General features: G+C 63.0%; 15 protein-coding genes. 7 read left to right on the top strand and 8 right to left on the bottom strand.

What is annotated here, in order from left to right:
- Positions 1-3 precede the first annotated feature (3 nt).
- The 7 genes from rlmH (at position 4) to WMO46_RS06280 (ending at position 8,112) form a co-directional block, all read left to right on the top strand.
- Positions 4-477, top strand: coding sequence for a 23S rRNA (pseudouridine(1915)-N(3))-methyltransferase RlmH (rlmH, locus tag WMO46_RS06250; protein WP_302588262.1), 474 nt, complete (start codon positions 4-6; stop codon positions 475-477).
- Complete coding sequence (locus WMO46_RS06255; RefSeq protein WP_019149643.1) at positions 477-1,052, top strand: helix-turn-helix transcriptional regulator; 576 nt, start codon at positions 477-479, stop codon at positions 1,050-1,052. Before rlmH ends, WMO46_RS06255 begins: the two co-directional genes overlap by 1 nt.
- Positions 1,053-1,130: 78 nt before the next feature.
- Positions 1,131-3,389 carry a TonB-dependent receptor gene (locus tag WMO46_RS06260; protein ID WP_302588263.1) on the top strand — a complete coding sequence of 753 codons (2,259 nt, stop codon included), beginning with the start codon at positions 1,131-1,133 and terminating at the stop codon, positions 3,387-3,389.
- A gap of 12 nt (positions 3,390-3,401) precedes the next feature.
- The gene (locus WMO46_RS06265) at positions 3,402-3,938 is read left to right on the top strand and encodes a hypothetical protein (RefSeq protein WP_196016331.1); all 537 of its coding nucleotides are present in this window, start codon (positions 3,402-3,404) and stop codon (positions 3,936-3,938) included.
- A 20-nt stretch (positions 3,939-3,958) separates the two neighbouring features.
- The gene (gene nadC / locus WMO46_RS06270; RefSeq protein ID WP_129650553.1) at positions 3,959-4,813 is read left to right on the top strand and encodes a carboxylating nicotinate-nucleotide diphosphorylase; all 855 of its coding nucleotides are present in this window, start codon (positions 3,959-3,961) and stop codon (positions 4,811-4,813) included.
- Positions 4,814-4,823: 10 nt separating this feature from the next.
- On the top strand, positions 4,824-6,734 hold the full coding sequence (locus WMO46_RS06275; protein WP_349094020.1) for an LTA synthase family protein: 1,911 nt from the start codon (positions 4,824-4,826) through the stop codon (positions 6,732-6,734).
- On the top strand, positions 6,727-8,112 hold the full coding sequence (locus tag WMO46_RS06280) for a GNAT family N-acetyltransferase (protein ID WP_278817448.1): 1,386 nt from the start codon (positions 6,727-6,729) through the stop codon (positions 8,110-8,112). The genes WMO46_RS06275 and WMO46_RS06280 overlap by 8 nt, the downstream gene beginning before the upstream one ends.
- A 14-nt stretch (positions 8,113-8,126) precedes the next feature.
- Here the strand turns inward: WMO46_RS06280 and folD are convergent, their stop codons facing one another.
- The 8 genes from folD to purC all read right to left on the bottom strand — a co-directional run bounded on the left by folD (position 8,127) and on the right by purC (position 16,128).
- Entirely contained in the window at positions 8,127-8,987 is an 861-nt protein-coding gene (gene folD, locus WMO46_RS06285) for a bifunctional methylenetetrahydrofolate dehydrogenase/methenyltetrahydrofolate cyclohydrolase FolD (protein WP_129650556.1), read from the bottom strand.
- Positions 8,971-9,441 (bottom strand): hypothetical protein, encoded by a 471-nt coding sequence (locus WMO46_RS06290; RefSeq protein WP_129650557.1) that lies wholly within the window; start codon positions 9,439-9,441, stop codon positions 8,971-8,973. Before WMO46_RS06290 ends, folD begins: the two co-directional genes overlap by 17 nt.
- A complete protein-coding gene (gene purD / locus WMO46_RS06295; RefSeq protein WP_278817449.1) occupies positions 9,441-10,688 on the bottom strand; it encodes a phosphoribosylamine--glycine ligase in 1,248 nt (415 codons plus the stop codon). The genes WMO46_RS06290 and purD overlap by 1 nt, the downstream gene beginning before the upstream one ends.
- A 4-nt stretch (positions 10,689-10,692) precedes the next feature.
- Positions 10,693-12,222 (bottom strand): bifunctional phosphoribosylaminoimidazolecarboxamide formyltransferase/IMP cyclohydrolase, encoded by a 1,530-nt coding sequence (purH, locus tag WMO46_RS06300; protein ID WP_349094021.1) that lies wholly within the window; start codon positions 12,220-12,222, stop codon positions 10,693-10,695.
- Positions 12,222-12,782 carry a phosphoribosylglycinamide formyltransferase gene (purN, locus tag WMO46_RS06305; protein WP_019149633.1) on the bottom strand — a complete coding sequence of 187 codons (561 nt, stop codon included), beginning with the start codon at positions 12,780-12,782 and terminating at the stop codon, positions 12,222-12,224. Before purN ends, purH begins: the two co-directional genes overlap by 1 nt.
- Positions 12,783-12,786: 4 nt before the next feature.
- Positions 12,787-13,812 (bottom strand): phosphoribosylformylglycinamidine cyclo-ligase, encoded by a 1,026-nt coding sequence (gene purM, locus WMO46_RS06310; RefSeq protein WP_019149632.1) that lies wholly within the window; start codon positions 13,810-13,812, stop codon positions 12,787-12,789.
- A gap of 179 nt (positions 13,813-13,991) precedes the next feature.
- Positions 13,992-15,410, bottom strand: coding sequence for an amidophosphoribosyltransferase (gene purF / locus WMO46_RS06315; protein WP_019149631.1), 1,419 nt, complete (start codon positions 15,408-15,410; stop codon positions 13,992-13,994).
- A 1-nt stretch (position 15,411) separates the two neighbouring features.
- Entirely contained in the window at positions 15,412-16,128 is a 717-nt protein-coding gene (gene purC, locus WMO46_RS06320; RefSeq protein ID WP_349094022.1) for a phosphoribosylaminoimidazolesuccinocarboxamide synthase, read from the bottom strand.
- Positions 16,129-16,154: the final 26 nt, after the last annotated feature.

The raw sequence follows: 16,154 nt of genomic DNA on the forward strand, positions 1-16,154 counted from the left end.
CGGATGACCCTCGAACTGATCGTCATAGGCAAGACCGATTCGAAGGAGGTCGCCGCGCTGGTGGAACTGTATGCCCGGCGCGTGAATTTCTATTGCAAATTCGCGGTCACGACCCTGCCCGACGTGCGCAACACCAAGAGCATGACCGTCAAGCAGCAGCGCACGGCCGAGGGAGAAGCCATCCTGCGCCAGCTGACCGACGGCGATTTCGTGGCGCTGCTCGACGAACGGGGCACGGAGTTCCGCTCGGTGGAATTCGCGCTGTGGGTCCAGAAACGCCTGAACAGCGGCGTGAAGCGTCTCGTCATGGTGATCGGCGGGCCCTACGGATTCTCGGAGGAGGTCTACGCCCGAGCCAACGCAAAACTGTCGCTCTCGCGCATGACCTTCTCGCACCAGATCGTGCGGGCGATCTTCGCCGAACAGATCTACCGCGCCTTCACCATCCTCAACAACGAACCCTACCACCACGAATAATGCAGCAGCGCCCCGCCATAGCCGTCCTGACCCCCAACATCCTCGTAGGCGCGGGGCTCCGCTCCATTCTGGAAAAGGTGATTCCGCACGCCTCCATCGAGCTGTTCCGCGATTTCCAGGAGTTCGCCGAGGCGGAGCCGGAGCGGTTCATCCACTACTTCGTCGCGGCGCAGACCTTCGCGGCCCACAACGCCTACTTCCGCGCCCGGCAGCACAAGACCATCCTGCTCACCGCCGGACAGTCCCATGCCGGAATGCACTGCATCGACGTACAGACCGACGAGGAGGAATTCGTGCGCGCACTGGTGCAGATGCAGCACAGCGTCCGCCGTCCGGAACACACCCTGCCCGCCCCGCCGCCGACCGGGCAGCCGCTCTCGGACCGCGAGGCCGAGGTGCTGGCGCTCGTCGCCCGGGGGCTCATCAACAAGCAGATCGCCGACCGGCTGGGCATCGGGCTGACGACGGTCATCTCCCACCGCCGCAACATCATGGAAAAACTCGGCATCCGCTCGGTGGCGGGACTGGTGGTCTACGCGCTGGCCGCAGGCTATGCCGATCCGGACGGGATGTAGGCCGCTCCTCATAAATTAGGATTGCACCGTTCGAAATAAATCCGTTACTTTGCACTCTTGACAAATTCCCGTTCAGCCATGCACCGTAAACTGATAGCCATACCGCTCCTGCTGCTGGCCTCCGCGGCCGCGGGCCGCACCGCCGGCGGGGAGGAGAACGAGGCGGCCGATACGGTGATCGTGGTGGACAAGGTGCAGGTGACAGCCATCAAGCAGGGGCTCGTCCTGCGGTCGCAGCCCGTCGCGGCGTCGATCGTCGGCAGCCGCGCCATCGGGCGCAGCCGCATCGGGGCGCTGAAGGAGCTCTCGCAGACGGTTCCCAATTTCCACGCCCCGGACTACGGGTCGCGCATGACCTCGTCGATCTACGTGCGGGGCCTCGGGGCGCGCATCGACCAGCCGGTGATCGGCCTCAACATCGACAACGTACCCGTGCTCAACAAGGACAATTTCGACACGGAGCTGGCCGACGCCGAACGCATCGAGGTGCTGCGCGGTCCCCAATCGACGCTTTACGGCCGCAACACGATGGGCGGCGTGGTGAACGTCTACACCCTCTCGCCGCTGGCGTATCAGGGGGTGCGGCTGACGGCCGAATACGGCAGCGGGGATTCCTACCGCTTCCGGGCGTCGTCCTACTGCAAGCTATCGCCCGACCTCGGGATGGCCGTGACGGGCTACTACACCCGCACGGGCGGCTTTTTCGACAATCTGTACACGGGTGAAAAATGCGACCGGGAGCAGCTGGGCGGGGGCCGCTGGAAACTCCAATGGCGCAACCGCAAAGGACTGCGCATCGACAACACCCTTTCGTTCTCGGTCCTGGACCAGGGCGGCTATCCCTACGCCTACGTCGGCGAAGAGATCGTGCACGACGGGCAGGTCGTCATCCGCAAGGGGGAGATCAGCTACAACGATCCCTGCTCCTACCGCCGGACGACCGTCAGCGACGGACTCACGGTGCGCTACGACGCCGAAAAATTCGCCGTTTCGTCGATCACCTCCTACCAATACTCCGACGACGCGATGATCCTCGATCAGGATTTCACGCCCCTGAGCTATTTCACGCTCAAACAGGCCCGGCGCGAACACACCGTCACCGAAGACGTGGTGTTCCGCTCGCGCGACGGACGCCGCTACGGATGGCTGTTCGGGGCGTTCGGGTTCTACCGCCGCGGCACGATGGAGGCGCCGGTGCATTTCAAACGCACGGGCATCGAGAAGCTGATCCTCGAAAATGCCAACATCAGCCCGGACTTAGTCTATACGATGGATGCGGACGAACTGCCGCTCTGTTCCGATTTCCGCATGCCCTCGTACGGCGCGGCGCTCTACCACGAATCCCGCTTCACGCTGGGGCATTGGCGGATCACGGCCGGCATCCGCGCCGATTACGAGTGCACCCGGCTGCGCTACCACAGCAAGGCCGGCATGGACTGCTCCCTGAGCGTCAACGGCGGAGCGCCGGCCCCCATCCGGATCGACATCGACGAGACGAATGAAATCGCCCATTCCTACACCGAGATACTCCCGAAATTCTCGGTCATGTACTGCTTCGACGAGGTGCGCAATCTCTACGTCTCCGTGGCCCGGGGCTACAAGGCCGGAGGATTCAACACGCAGATGTTCTCGGACATCCTCCAGGAAAAGATCAAATGGCAAATGGCCTCGGGAATCCCCTATGAGGAACCCGACCTGATGTCCTACGAACCCGAATACAGCTGGAACTACGAACTGGGCGGCCATTTCTCGTGCATGGACGGCGCCGTGCGGGGCGATTTCGCGGTGTTCTGGATCGACGTCCGCGACCAGCAGCTCACGGTCTTTCCCGCAGGGACGGCCACGGGGCGCATGATGACCAACGCGGGCCGCACGCGCAGCGTCGGGGCCGAAGCCGCCCTGCAATTCGCGCCGTGGCGGTCGCTGGAGATCAACGCCGCCTACGGATACACCGACGCCCGTTTCGTGCATTACGACAACGGCATCGGGGATTTCAAGGACAACCATATCCCCTACGCTCCGCAGCACACCTTTTCGGCCGGGGTCGCATGGACCCTCCCGACGGGCGTGAAGTGGCTCGGCGACCTGGTGCTGCAAGCCGGGGTCCGCTGCGCCGGGCGCATCTGGTGGAACGAGGAGAACACGCTCTCGCAGCCGTTCTACGCGCTGACGGATGCCTCGGTGCGGATCGAACACAAACACTACTCGCTCGACTTCTGGGGCCGCAACCTCGCAGGAACGGGCTACGACGTATTCTATTTCAAGTCGATCGGCAACGAGTTCGTCCAGCGCGGACGCCCCCGGACCTTCGGCATCACCCTGAACATAAACATATAACAATACCGACACATGAAAAAACTCCTCTTCCTCCTGTTCGCCGCCGCGGCTTTCGCGGCCTGCAACGATGACGACGGCGCACCCAAGATCCGCTACGCCTCGGCCAACGACGGCATCATCGACGGACATCTCCAGGGTATCAACATGTTCTTTTACGGCAGCGCGGTCGCTACGGACGACGCGGGCAACGCCTACACCGACGACGAAGCGCTGTTCGAATTCGCCGGAGGCCCCTCGGGCGATTCGGAATACTTCTCCCTCTACATGCACAAGACCCGCTTCGCAGCCGGCATGCCGCCCTTCGAAATGAAAATACCGCACACGCGCTACACCGGCATGGACAATTCGATCGCTTTCTCCGAGGAAAGCATCGTTCCCGAAGCGATCCTGCCCGGTCAGGACGGCTACCAGCCCCTGCCCTCCTACACGCTCACCGAGGTCGAAGGGTCGATCGACGGCGTCAACTGCCGCGTCAGCTTCACCTGCAACGTCCCCAGACTGGGAACCTACCGGATGGAATACGAAGGCCGGCTGATCATCAAAAAATAACAACCAAATATCCACAAGCCATGAAACCCGAATACAAACCTTTCGTAGACGAACTGATCGAACTCTGCATCAAAGAGGACATCGGCGACGGCGACCACACGTCGCTGGCGTGCATCCCCGCCGACGAACACGGACGCATGCGCCTGCTGTGCAAGCAGGAGGGCACGATCGCCGGCATCGAGATCGCCCAACTGGTGCTGCAACGCCTCGATCCCGAAATGAAATTCGAACAGGTGCTCCGCGACGGCGACCGCGTCGCGCCCGGAGACGTGGCGTTCTATGTCTCGGGACGCCTGCGCTCGCTGTTGCAGGCCGAACGCATCCTGCTGAACATCATGCAGCGCATGAGCGGCGTGGCGACCCAGACCGCCGTCTATGTCAAACGCCTCGAAGGACTGCACACCAAGGTCCTCGACACCCGCAAGACCACGCCCGGCATGCGTGTGCTGGACAAGATGGCCGTGAAGATCGGCGGCGGCGAGAACCACCGCATGGGGCTCTTCGACATGGTTCTGCTGAAGGACAACCACATCGACTTCGCGGGCGGCATCCGTCCGGCGATCGCAGGCGTGCGCGAATACCTCGCGGCCAAGGGCAAGAACATCCCGATCGAATGCGAGGTCCGCTCGCTGGAGGACATCGACGAGGTGTTCGCCGCGGGAGGCGTCGATCGCATCATGTTCGACAACTTCACCCCCGAGATGACCCGCAAGGCGGTCGAGAAGGTCGCCGGACGCTGCGAAACCGAGTCGAGCGGCGGCATCACCCTCGAAACGATGCGCGACTATGCCGAGTGCGGCGTCGATTTCATCTCGGTGGGCGCGCTGACGCACCAGATCAAGTCGCTCGACATGTCGCTCAAAGCCTGCGAATAACCCGTTCCGGATGAAACGTCTGCTCCATACCCCGTTGGCGCTGCTCGTGTGGCGCATCGTGCTGCTCTACGCGGTGCTGATGCTCTGCCGCACGGCGTTCTACCTCTACAACGCCGCCGTGCTCGGTTCCCTGACGTGGGCCGAGGCGTGGCCGCTGCTGGCCGGAGCGCTGAAATTCGACACCGCCTCGGTCGTCTACGCCGACGGGGTGTTCATCCTGCTGTCGCTGCTGCCCCTGCCCCTGCGCGAACGGCGCTGGTACCGGGCCGTGCTGTTCTGGTACTACGTCGCGGTCAACGCCGTGCTGGTCGTGGCGACGAACCTCGCCGACACGGTCTATTTCCGCTACACGCAGAAACGTTTCACGGCCGACGAAATCTTCTTCGCCGACAACGACAACTCGTTGCAGCTGGTCGGGAAATTCATGGCCGAGAACTGGTATCTGGTGCTTCTGTGGATCGCCCTGACCGCCCTGCTGGCGTGGGGCTACCGCCGCAGGGTGCGGGAAGAGAGCATTTTCAGCCGCGGATGGGCCTATTACATCGGCAACACGGTGATCTTCGCGGCGGCCGCGGGGCTGAGCGTCGCCGGGATGCGCGGCGGCATGACCCGCATGACGCGCCCGATCACCCTGTCGAACGCCACGCTCTACACCGCCGACAGCGGCAAGGCCAACCTCATCCTGAGCAATCCGTTCTGCATCCTGCGCACCATCGGCAGCGCGGGGAGCGTCAAATACAAGAAACACTTCGCCCCGGAGGAGCTGGCGCGGCGCTTCACGCCCGTGCACCAGCCTGCGGACAGCACGGTCGTGAACCTCGCGGGCCGCAACGTCGTGGTCTTCATCATGGAGAGCATGTCGGCCGAACACTCGGCCTACCTCTGTCCGGAGGTCTACGCCGACCGGGAGGTGAAAGGATTCACGCCCTTCCTCGACTCGCTGATGCAGAACGGACTGGTGTTCAAACGGATGTATGCCAACGGCACGCGGTCGATCCAGGCCATGCCCTCGGTGTTGGGCAGCCTCCCGTCGTTCCGCACGCCCTTCGTGCTGATGCCCCAGTCGCTGGGCGAGAGCCGCCAACTGCCCGCCATGCTGGCGGACAAGGGATATGCGACGCTCTTCTTCTGCGGTTCGGAACACGGCTCGATGGGATTCGGCGCCTACGCCCGCTCGGCGGGCGTCGAGCGGCTGGTGAGCCGCGAGGACTACGAAGCCCGCCACGGCACGGGAGATTTCGACGGGTACTGGGGCATCTGGGACGAACCGTTCCTGCAATTCATGGGCGAGGAGCTCGCGGCGACGCCCGAACCCTTCTTCGCCACGCTGTTCACCCTCTCGTCGCACCATCCGTTCGTCGTACCCGAGCAGTACGCCGCCACGCTGCCCGACGGATACACCCGGATTCACAAGGGCGTGGCCTACGACGATCAGGCGTTCCGCCGCTTCTTCCACCGCTTCGGCGGCGAGGAGTGGTTCCGCCGCACGATCTTCGTATTCGTCGCCGACCACGTTTCGTCGGAGAAATTCGCCGAAAAAACACGCTCCTACCCGGGGAACATGCACATCGTGGGATTCATCCACACCCCCGACGGCGCCCTGCAAGGCGAGGTGCGGGAGGTCACGCAGCAGCTGGACATCATGCCCACCGTGCTGGGCCTCACGGGCAACACGGAACCCTACTTCGCCTTCGGACGCGACGTGCTGAACGAGCCGCAGCGGCCCCGCTGGTCGGTGTCGTACGACGGGAAATTCCGCGCGCTGACGGACGACGGAGCCGTCGTGCTCGACGATTCGGGCACCGAGGTGCAGGAGTGCCCGGCGACGCCCGCCGCCGACAGCCTGACGCAGTCGTTCCGGGCGCTGATCCAGCAATATTACAGCCATATCGAACGCAAGAGTTACACCCCCAATGATTGAATTCAAACCCGTGCGCCTCGAGGACCGGGCGGTCATCGAGCGCTATACCATGCCGTCGGGCATCTGCAACTGCGACCTCGCCTTCGCCAACATGTACTGCTGGCAGGAGGTGTTCCACAGCGCGTGGGCCGAGATCGACGGATTCCTCGTCATCCGCTTCCAGATCGACGGCGGCGAGCGCATCGGCTACATGCAGCCCGTCGGAACGGGCGACCTGGGAGCCATCATCCCCAGCCTGCGCGAGGACGCCCACGCCCACGGGCAGCGGCTGCGGATCATCGGACTGACGGACGAGGGCCGCGAAACGATCGCCCGGGTGCACCCCTGCCGCTTCGCCTTCGAATCGGACCGCGCGCTGGAAGATTACGTCTACAACGCCGACGACCTGCGCAACCTCGCCGGACGCCGCTACCAGCCCAAGCGCAACCACATCAACCGTTTCGAGGCCGAATACCCCGACTATCGCTACGAGGAGCTGACACCCGACCGTTTCGAAGCCTGCATGGCCCTGGAACGCGCCTGGCGGCGGGAACACGAGGGGCACACCTCGGAGCTGTGCGCCGAACAGCGGGCCATGCAGCGGGCCTTCAGGCATTTCGGGGAACTGGGACTGATCGGCGGCTGCATCTACGTCGGCGACCGGCTGGCGGCCTTCACCTACGGCTCGGCGGTCAACGACCACACCTTCGACACCCATGTCGAAAAGGCCGACACGGAGTTCGACGGCGCCTTCACGATCATCAACAAGCTCTTCGCCCAGCACCTCCCCGAGCGTTTCACGCTCATCAACCGCGAGGAGGACCTCGGACTGGAGGGCCTGCGGCAAGCCAAACTCTCCTACCACCCAGCATTCCTCCAGCACAAGTTCACGGCGATCTGCCTGCACCCCGACGAGCTGGCCTGCAAGGATCTGTGGTTGAAATCTTTCGGCGACGAAGAGCAGTTCGCCGACTCGTTCATCATGCGTTACTATTCGCGGGAACGGATGCTGACGGCAGAGGTCGAAGGCCGCACGGCGGCGATGCTCCACCTCGTGCCGTTCGACACGGAGCTGGGGCGCACGACCTATATCTACGCCGTGGCGACGGACCCCGCATTCCGGGGCCGCGGGCTGGCGTTGCAGCTGATGCGCGAAGCGATGCAGGCCGTCGCGGAGCGCGGCGACGACGCGGCGTTCCTCATCCCGACGCCCGGCCAGGAGTGGCTGCACGGATTTTACGGCCGTTTCGGATTCGACGGGGCCGTGCCGACGGAGTTCGTCACCCCGGACGGGTTCGACTTCGGGACGGGCGACACGGCGACCGACCTGGCGATGGTCTGGCGGCGCGACCCGTCGGCCCCGCTGCCCGGGAAACTGACGGCGACCTACCGCAAATAAAAAAGAACCGGAGCTTAACTCCGGTTCTTTTTATTTAAGAAGCACTCGATCGTGTTCTCCATCAGGCAGCAGATCGTCATCGGCCCGACACCGCCCGGAACGGGGGTGATGACCGAAGCCTTGGGCTCGACGGCCGCGAAATCGACATCGCCGCACAACTTGCCCGTCTCCGGGTCACGGTTGACACCCACGTCGATCACCACAGTGCCCTCGGAGACCATGTCGGCGGTGACGAATTTCGGACGCCCGATGGCCACCACCAGAATCTCCGCCCCGCGCGTCACTTCGGCCAGGTCGCGCGTGCGGCTGTGGGCCATCGTCACCGTGGCATTCGCGTCGAGCAGCAGCTTCGAGACGGGAAGCCCCACGATATTGCTGCGGCCGATCACCACGGCGCGCTTGCCGGCGATCTCCACCCCGGCGGTCCGCAGCATCTTGAGGATGCCTTTCGGGGTGCAGGGAAGCGTGCAGGGCTGTTTCTGCCACAGCGCCGCGACGTTCAGGGGGTGGAAGCCGTCAACGTCCTTCGACTTGTCTATGGCGGCGATCACCTTGTCCTCGTCGATGTGCTTGGGCAGGGGCAGCTGGACCAGAATGCCGTCCACCTCGTCGTCGAGGTTCAGCGCCGCGATGATGTCCAGCAATTCGGCCTCGGTGACCGACTCCGGCTTGCGGATCGTGGTGTTGCGGATGCCCACCTCGGCCGAAGCCTTGGCCTTGCCCGTCACATAGCTCACGCTGCCGGGGTCCTCGCCCACGAGGATCACCACCAGATGGGGCACACGTCCGTATTTCGCGGGGAAGGTCTTCACCTCGTCCGCCATTTCGAGTTTCAGTTTCGCTGAGAGTTCTTTTCCGCTAATGATTTTTGCCATATATCGCTCGTATTATCTTTTCGAAAGGTATATAAAAATGCAGGGTGCAGAATCCGACAAGCCACAATCCGCCCATACTCAAGGCTTGATTGGGAACTGCGAGCGTCGGTCCCTCTTCGATGCAGAGATCCTCCGCACCGATATGGAACGACGAAGCGCACATTGCCAATCCGGCCAGAATCCCGCAGGGAGCCAGCCACCACTTCCGGCGCCACCGGTCATTCAACCGATAGACGAACCGCAAAGGCAACCCCACGATCCCCAGCACGCCGACCGTCACGACGGTCAGCAACAGCATCCACGCCGTATTGAGCGCGAAAGCAAATGCTCCCTCCACGCCGCTCCAATCCCACCAGACCGTCACAGCGAGATTCAACGCGGTAATCAGCCCCACGGCCAACGGAAACTGATAAACGACGTGCCACTCGCGGCGGACAAGGCTCGGAAGAGGCATCAATCGTCGAGGGCCCAGTGACCGATGTCGGTGCGGTGGAACAGATTGTCGCAGTCGATGCGGGCTACGTCGGCCAGCGCATTCTTCCGCGCCTCGGCCAGATCGCGGCCCGTGCCCACGACGAACAACACACGGCCCCCGTTGGTGAGAATCCGTCCGCCGTCAGCCTTGGTGCCCATGTGGTAAACGGTCCCCCCGACGCGGTCGAGGCCCTCGATCTCGTGTCCCTTTTCGTAGTCGCCCGGATAGCCTTTCGAGGCCAGCACGATGCCCAGCGCCGCGAAGTCGTGCCACTCCAACTGCGTGTCGCGGCCCTCGGCCACGGCGCAGAAGATGTCAACGATGTCGCTCTTCAGACGCGGCAGCACCACTTCGGTCTCGGGATCGCCGAAACGGGCGTTGAACTCGATGACCTCGATGCCCCGTGCAGTCTTCATCAGCCCGCCGTAAAGCACCCCTTCGAAGGGACACCCCTCGGCGACCATCGCGTCGGCAACGGGCTGCATGATCCGCTCCAAGGCATACCGCTCGTCCTCGGCCGTGATGAACGGCAGGGGCGAATAGGCGCCCATACCGCCCGTATTGGGACCTTCGTCGCCGTCGTAGGCCCGCTTGTGGTCCTGCGCCAGCACCATCGGCCACACCTGGTGTCCCGAGACGAAGCACATGAACGAAAACTCGGGGCCTTCGAGGTAATCCTCGACGACCACCTTGCCCTCGCCGAACTTGTCGTCGAGCAGCATGTCCCGCAGCGCCGCTTCGGCCTCGGCCATCGTCCGGGCGATCACCACGCCCTTGCCGGCGGCCAGTCCGTCGTATTTCAGCACCGCGGGCAGGGGACGCCCCTGCACGTAGGCCAACGCCCCGGCGTAATCGGTGAACGCGCGGAACCCCGCCGTCGGAACGCCGTATTTGGCCATCAGCTCCTTGGCGAACTCCTTCGAGGACTCGATGCGTGCCGCAGCCTTCGTGGGGCCGAAGATGCGCAGTCCGGCCGCCTTGAAGCAATCGACGACTCCCGCCGCCAACGCCACCTCGGGTCCCACGACCGTAAGTCCGACGCCCTGCTCCGCGGCGAAATCGCGCAGGCGCTCCACCTCGGTCTCGCGGATCGACACGCACTCGGCCTGCCGGGCAATGCCCGCGTTGCCGGGAGCGCAGTAGATCTTTTCGACCTGCGGCGAGCACGTCAGCGCATCGACAATGGCGTGTTCGCGGCCGCCGCCGCCGATAACCAATACTTTCATAGGTCTAATGTTTGAAGTGACGTTCACCGGTGAATACCATCGCAATGCCTTTCTCGTCGGCCTTGCGGATCGAATCCTCGTCGCGGACCGATCCGCCGGGCTGCACGATCGCCGTCACGCCGTATTCGGCGGCCAGCGTCACGCAGTCGTCGAAGGGGAAGAAACCGTCCGATGCCAGCACCAGACCCTCGGTGACGCCTGCGGCATGCGCCTGTTTCAGGGCGATCTCCGCAGAGCCGATGCGGTTCATCTGCCCGGCGCCGACGCCCAGCGTCCGGCCGTCCTTCACCGCCACGATGGCGTTCGACTTCACGTGCTTGACGATGTGCCAGCCGAAATTCAGGTCCGCCATCTGCTCCGGGGCGGGCTTCGCCTTCGTCACGCACATATCCGCCGTCACGGCCTTCGTCGCCACGTCGAGGTCCTGCACCAGCAGACCGCCGTTGACGCTCACATACTGTTTGGGATCGACGGCGCCCTTCTCCATGTTGACTTCGAGCAGACGCAGGTTCTTTTTCGTCGTAAGCACTTCGAGAGCGCCTTCGTCGAATTTCGGGGCCATGATGATTTCGAGGAAGATCGGCTTCATCAGCTCGGCGGCCTCCTTCGTCACCGTGCGGTTCGTGGCCACGATACCGCCGAAGATCGACACCTTGTCGGCCTCGTAAGCCTTGGTCCACGCCTCCACGACATCCTTGCCCGTAGCCGCGCCGCAGGGATTCATGTGTTTCAGACCCACGCAGAACGGCTCGTCGAACTCGCGCACGATGCACAGCGCGGCGTTGGCGTCCTGAATATTGTTGTACGACAGCTCCTTGCCGTTGAGCTGTTTGGCGAACGCCAGCGAGTAGGACACCTCCTTCTCCTCGCGGTAGAACTTGGCCGACTGGTGGGGGTTCTCACCGTAGCGCAGCGACTGCACGAGGTCGAACTCGAGGAACAGCTTTTCATTCAGACCCGCCTGAGCGCGCATGTAGGTGGCGATCATCGCATCATATTCGGCGGTGTGCGTGTAGGCTTTCGCCGAGAGTTTCAGGCGCGTGGCCTTTTCGGTGTTGCCGCCGGCCCCGATCTCGGCGAGGATCTGCGCATAGTCCGCGGGGTCGCACACGACCGTCACGTCGGCCCAGTTCTTGGCCGCCGAACGCAGCATCGAAGGACCGCCGATGTCAATGTTCTCGATGGCGTCCTCCATCTTCACGCCGGGCTTCTCGATCGTCTGACGGAACGGATAGAGGTTCACGCAGACCATGTCGATGAACTCGATATGATTGTCTTTCAAGGCTTTCAGGTGCTCCGGGTCGTCGCGGCGGGCCAGCAGGCCGCCGTGCACGTTCGGGTGCAGGGTCTTCACACGGCCGTCGCAGATCTCGGGAAATCCCGTAACGTCGCTGATGTTGATCACCTCCACGCCGCTGTCGGCCAGCAGCTTCATCGTGCCGCCCGTGGCGATCACCTCCCAGCCCAGGGCCCGCAGCCCCTTGGCGAACTCCACGACACCGGTTTTGTCGCTTACGCTTATTAATGCTCGCATTATTCGATCAGTTTTTTAATAGTTTCAATGTATAACGGATATTCCACGGCGTGAATCATCGGTTCCAGCTCCTCGATGTCGCTGCCCTCGTAGGGGAAGGCCCTCTGGGCGATGATGCGCCCGCCGTCGAGTTCGGAATCGACGTAATGGATCGTCACGCCGAAGACCTTGACGCCGTATTCCAGCGCCTGTTCGATGGCATGCGCCCCCCGGAAGGCCGGCAGCAGCGACGGATGGATGTTGATGATCCGTCCCCCGTAGGCCCCCAGCAGTTCGTCGCCGATGATGCGCATGTAGCCCGCCAGGCAGACCAGTTCCACGCCCGCGGCATCCAACCGTGCGACGATCTCCCGTTCGTATGCGGCCTTCGAAGCGTACTCCTTCGGGGCGAATACGAATGCCTCGACCCCGTGCTCCGCGGCCCTTTCGACCACCTTCGCACCGGGCTTGTCGCAGACCATCAGCACCACTTCGGCATCCAGTACGCCCTGTTCGCAGGCCCGGACGATGGCTTCGAAATTGGTGCCGCTGCCGCTGGCGAAAACCGCAAGGCGCCGCATCGCGCTATCGGATGACGACACCCTCGGTGTCGGTTACGCGTCCGATGACCGAAGCCCGCTCGCCCTGCTTCGTGAGGATGTCGATGGCCTTCTGCGCCTCGCCCGCATCGAGGGCGATGACCATGCCGATACCCATGTTGAAGATGTTGAACATCTCGCGGTGAGCCACCCGGCCGTACTTTTCGAGGAAGCGGAACACGGGCAGAATCTCCCACGTACCCTCCTCGATCTCGATGCCCTGCCCCTCGTGCAGGATGCGGGGGATGTTCTCGTCGAAACCGCCGCCCGTGATGTGGCTGATGCCGTGCACGTCGCAGTTGCGGATCACCTCCAACACCTGCTTCACGTAGATTTTCGTCGGCGTGAGCAGCACCTCGCCGAGCAGCTTGTTCGACAGCTCGGGATAGGATTCGCGCAGGTTCAGGCAGTTGTCCGCGACGATCTTGCGCACGAGGCTGAAGCCGTTGGAGTGCACGCCGCTCGAAGCGATGCCCACGAGCACGTCGCCCGCCTTGACCTTCGAGCCGTCGATCAACTGCGACTTCTCCACGACGCCCACCGTGAATCCGGCGATGTCGTACTCGCCCTCGGCGTACATGCCCGGCATCTCGGCGGTCTCGCCGCCCACCAGCGCACAACCGGCCTGCCGGCAGCCGTCGGCGACACCGGCGACGATGGCCTCGACCTTCTGGGGTTCGTTGCGGCCCACGGCCACGTAGTCGAGGAACTCCAGCGGCTCGGCGCCCTGCGCCAGCACGTCGTTGACGCACATGGCCACGGCGTCGATGCCGATCGTATCGTGCTTGTCCATCTCGAAGGCCAGCTTGAGCTTGGTGCCCACGCCGTCGGTGCCGCTTACGAGCACCGGCTCCTTCACATTCAGGGCCGAGAGGTCGAACATCCCGCCGAAAGCGCCGATGTTGCCCATCACACCCGGACGCGAGGTCGAAGCCACGTGCTTCTTGATGCGCCGCACCACTTCATACCCGGCTTCGAGATTCACGCCGGCCTTTTCATAACTTTGAGCCATAGTAATATATGGTTTAAAATAATTTAAATTCCCTGTTTTTATCCCCATTCTCCGGGCCCGTCATTGCGAGGCATCGCCAGATGCCGTGGCAATCCGGGAAAAATGCCGTAACGTCACAACTCCGGTTCAGATTGCCGCGTCGGACCTGCGTCCTCCTCGCAATGACCGCTTCGCGTCCCCTAACATTTTACATCTTTGTTGGCCTCCTCGGGCGACTGGTACAGCGCCGTGGGATAGCGTCCCGTGAAGCAGGCCATGCAAAGCTCCTTGCAGCCGCCGGCCTCCAGCAACGACGCGGGCGAGAGGAATACCAGCGAATCGGCGCCGATCTCCCGGCACACGCCCTCGGGATTCTTGCGGGCCGAGATCAGTTCGTCATAGGTCGAGGTGTCCACGCCGTAGAAACAGGGGCTGATCATCGGAGGGCTGGCGATGCGCACGTGCACCTCGGTGGCTCCCGCCTCCTTGAGCATCGTGACGATGCGCCGCGAAGTCGTGCCGCGCACGATCGAGTCATCGACCAGCACCACGCGCTTGCCCCTGACGATCGAACGCACGGCCGAGAGTTTCATCCGCACACCCTTCTCGCGCAACTCCTGAGTCGGCTGGATGAAGGTGCGGCCGATATACTTGTTCTTGATAAGTCCCATTTCATAGGGCAGGCCGCTCGCCTCGGCATAACCCATCGCGGCGCTGAGGCTCGAATCGGGCACGCCGACCACGATGTCCGCCTCGGCGGGCGCCTCCTTGTAGAGCAGGCGTCCCGACTCCTTGCGGTAGGCGTGGACGTTGCGGCCGTCGATGTCGCTGTCCGGACGGGCGAAGTAGATGTACTCCATCGCACACATCTCGTGACGCTTGTACATCGAGTAGTCGCGGCTGCGGATGCCCTGCCTGTCGATCGTCACGATCTCGCCCGGCTCCACGTCGCGCACGAACTCCGCACCCAGCACGTCGAAGGCGCAGGTCTCGCTCGACACCACCCAGCCGTCGCCCAGCCGTCCGATCGCCAGCGGACGCAATCCGTACTTGTCGCGGCAGGCGTAGATGCGGTTGGCCGTCATGATGAGGAACGCGAAAGCCCCTTCGAGCATGTTCAGCGCGTCGATGATCGAGAAGATGCGCGGCCGGTCGTGGTAGCGCGTCTCCTTCTTGATCAGGTGGGCCAGGATCTCGCTGTCGGAGGTCGATTGGAACAGGCTGCCTTTGTTTTCGAGGTGGCGGCGCAGCAGCTCCGAATTGACGATGTTGCCGTTGTGCGCCAGCGCGAAATCGCCCGTGTTGTGACGGAAAAGGAACGGCTGGACGTTCTCAACGCCGCCGCCTCCGGCCGTGGTGTAACGCACGTGGCCGATGGCCATCGAACCTTTCAGGGTCGCCAGCTTCTCTTCGTTGAAAACCTCGGTCACCAATCCCTCGCCCTTGATGCGGCGGAAAGCGCCGTTCTCATCCACCGAAACGATGCCGGCACCCTCCTGCCCGCGGTGTTGCAGGGCGTGGAGGCCGTAGTAAGTCAGCGACGCGGCGTCCGGCACCCCGTAGATGCCGAACACCCCGCACTCCTCGTGCAATTCGCGGTCGCGGATCACTTCCATCATCTTAGGCGGTAATTTTTTTCAGACGTGCCAGAATCTCTTCGTAAGCCTCGCGGACCTTGCCCAGATCGCGGCGGAAACGGTCCTTGTCGAGTTTCTCGTTGGTCGTGGCGTCCCACAGGCGGCAGGTGTCGGGCGACACCTCGTCGGCCAGCACGATTTCGCCGTCGAGCGTCTTGCCGAACTCGATCTTGAAGTCCACCAACTTGATGTTCATCTTCAGGAACAGCCCTTTCAGCACCTCGTTGATCTTGGCCGTCATGGCGTACATCTCGTTCAGCTCCTCGTAGGTGGCGGCGCCGAGCGCCACGGCGTGATGGTCGTTGATCAGCGGGTCGCCCAGCTCGTCCTTCTTGTAGCAGATGTCGAAAATGACGTTCGAAGGCTGCGTGCCCTCCTCGATGCCGAGGCGCTGGGCCATCGAACCGGCGATGACGTTGCGCACGATCACCTCCAGCGGAATGATCGTCACCTTGCGGCAGATCTGGTCGCGGTCGTTGATCGTTTTGACGTAGTGGGTCTTGACGCCCGCCTTCTGGAGCTCCTTGAAAATAATCGTCGAAATGGCATTGTTCAGCACGCCCTTTCCCTCGATCGTGGCCTTCTTGATGTTGTTGAAAGCCGTAGCCGCATCCTTGTAGTGGATGATGATCTTATCGGGATCGTCGGTGCGGAAAACCTGTTTTGCCTTGCCCTCGTAGAGCATTTCGAGCTGTTTCATGGTGTGTTTGGTGTTTTGAGTTTATA

This window comes from Alistipes intestinihominis, from assembly GCF_040095975.1.
In the GTDB taxonomy this organism is placed as follows: Bacteria; Bacteroidota; Bacteroidia; order Bacteroidales; family Rikenellaceae; genus Alistipes; species Alistipes senegalensis.

What these genes read in the sequence shown, in the direction of transcription:
- WMO46_RS06275 (WP_349094020.1), top strand. Translation starts at nt 4,824, where the DNA reads ATGAAACGTCTGCTCCATACCCCGTTGGCGCTGCTCGTGTGGCGCATC.
- WMO46_RS06290 (WP_129650557.1), bottom strand. Translation starts at nt 9,441, where the DNA reads ATGCCTCTTCCGAGCCTTGTCCGCCGCGAGTGGCACGTCGTTTATCAG.
- purM (WP_019149632.1), bottom strand. Translation starts at nt 13,812, where the DNA reads ATGGCTCAAAGTTATGAAAAGGCCGGCGTGAATCTCGAAGCCGGGTAT.
- WMO46_RS06280 (WP_278817448.1), top strand. Translation starts at nt 6,727, where the DNA reads ATGATTGAATTCAAACCCGTGCGCCTCGAGGACCGGGCGGTCATCGAG.
- WMO46_RS06265 (WP_196016331.1), top strand. Translation starts at nt 3,402, where the DNA reads ATGAAAAAACTCCTCTTCCTCCTGTTCGCCGCCGCGGCTTTCGCGGCC.
- folD (WP_129650556.1), bottom strand. Translation starts at nt 8,987, where the DNA reads ATGGCAAAAATCATTAGCGGAAAAGAACTCTCAGCGAAACTGAAACTC.
- purD (WP_278817449.1), bottom strand. Translation starts at nt 10,688, where the DNA reads ATGAAAGTATTGGTTATCGGCGGCGGCGGCCGCGAACACGCCATTGTC.
- WMO46_RS06260 (WP_302588263.1), top strand. Translation starts at nt 1,131, where the DNA reads ATGCACCGTAAACTGATAGCCATACCGCTCCTGCTGCTGGCCTCCGCG.
- purH (WP_349094021.1), bottom strand. Translation starts at nt 12,222, where the DNA reads ATGCGAGCATTAATAAGCGTAAGCGACAAAACCGGTGTCGTGGAGTTC.
- rlmH (WP_302588262.1), top strand. Translation starts at nt 4, where the DNA reads ATGACCCTCGAACTGATCGTCATAGGCAAGACCGATTCGAAGGAGGTC.
- purN (WP_019149633.1), bottom strand. Translation starts at nt 12,782, where the DNA reads ATGCGGCGCCTTGCGGTTTTCGCCAGCGGCAGCGGCACCAATTTCGAA.
- WMO46_RS06255 (WP_019149643.1), top strand. Translation starts at nt 477, where the DNA reads ATGCAGCAGCGCCCCGCCATAGCCGTCCTGACCCCCAACATCCTCGTA.
- purF (WP_019149631.1), bottom strand. Translation starts at nt 15,410, where the DNA reads ATGATGGAAGTGATCCGCGACCGCGAATTGCACGAGGAGTGCGGGGTG.
- nadC (WP_129650553.1), top strand. Translation starts at nt 3,959, where the DNA reads ATGAAACCCGAATACAAACCTTTCGTAGACGAACTGATCGAACTCTGC.
- purC (WP_349094022.1), bottom strand. Translation starts at nt 16,128, where the DNA reads ATGAAACAGCTCGAAATGCTCTACGAGGGCAAGGCAAAACAGGTTTTC.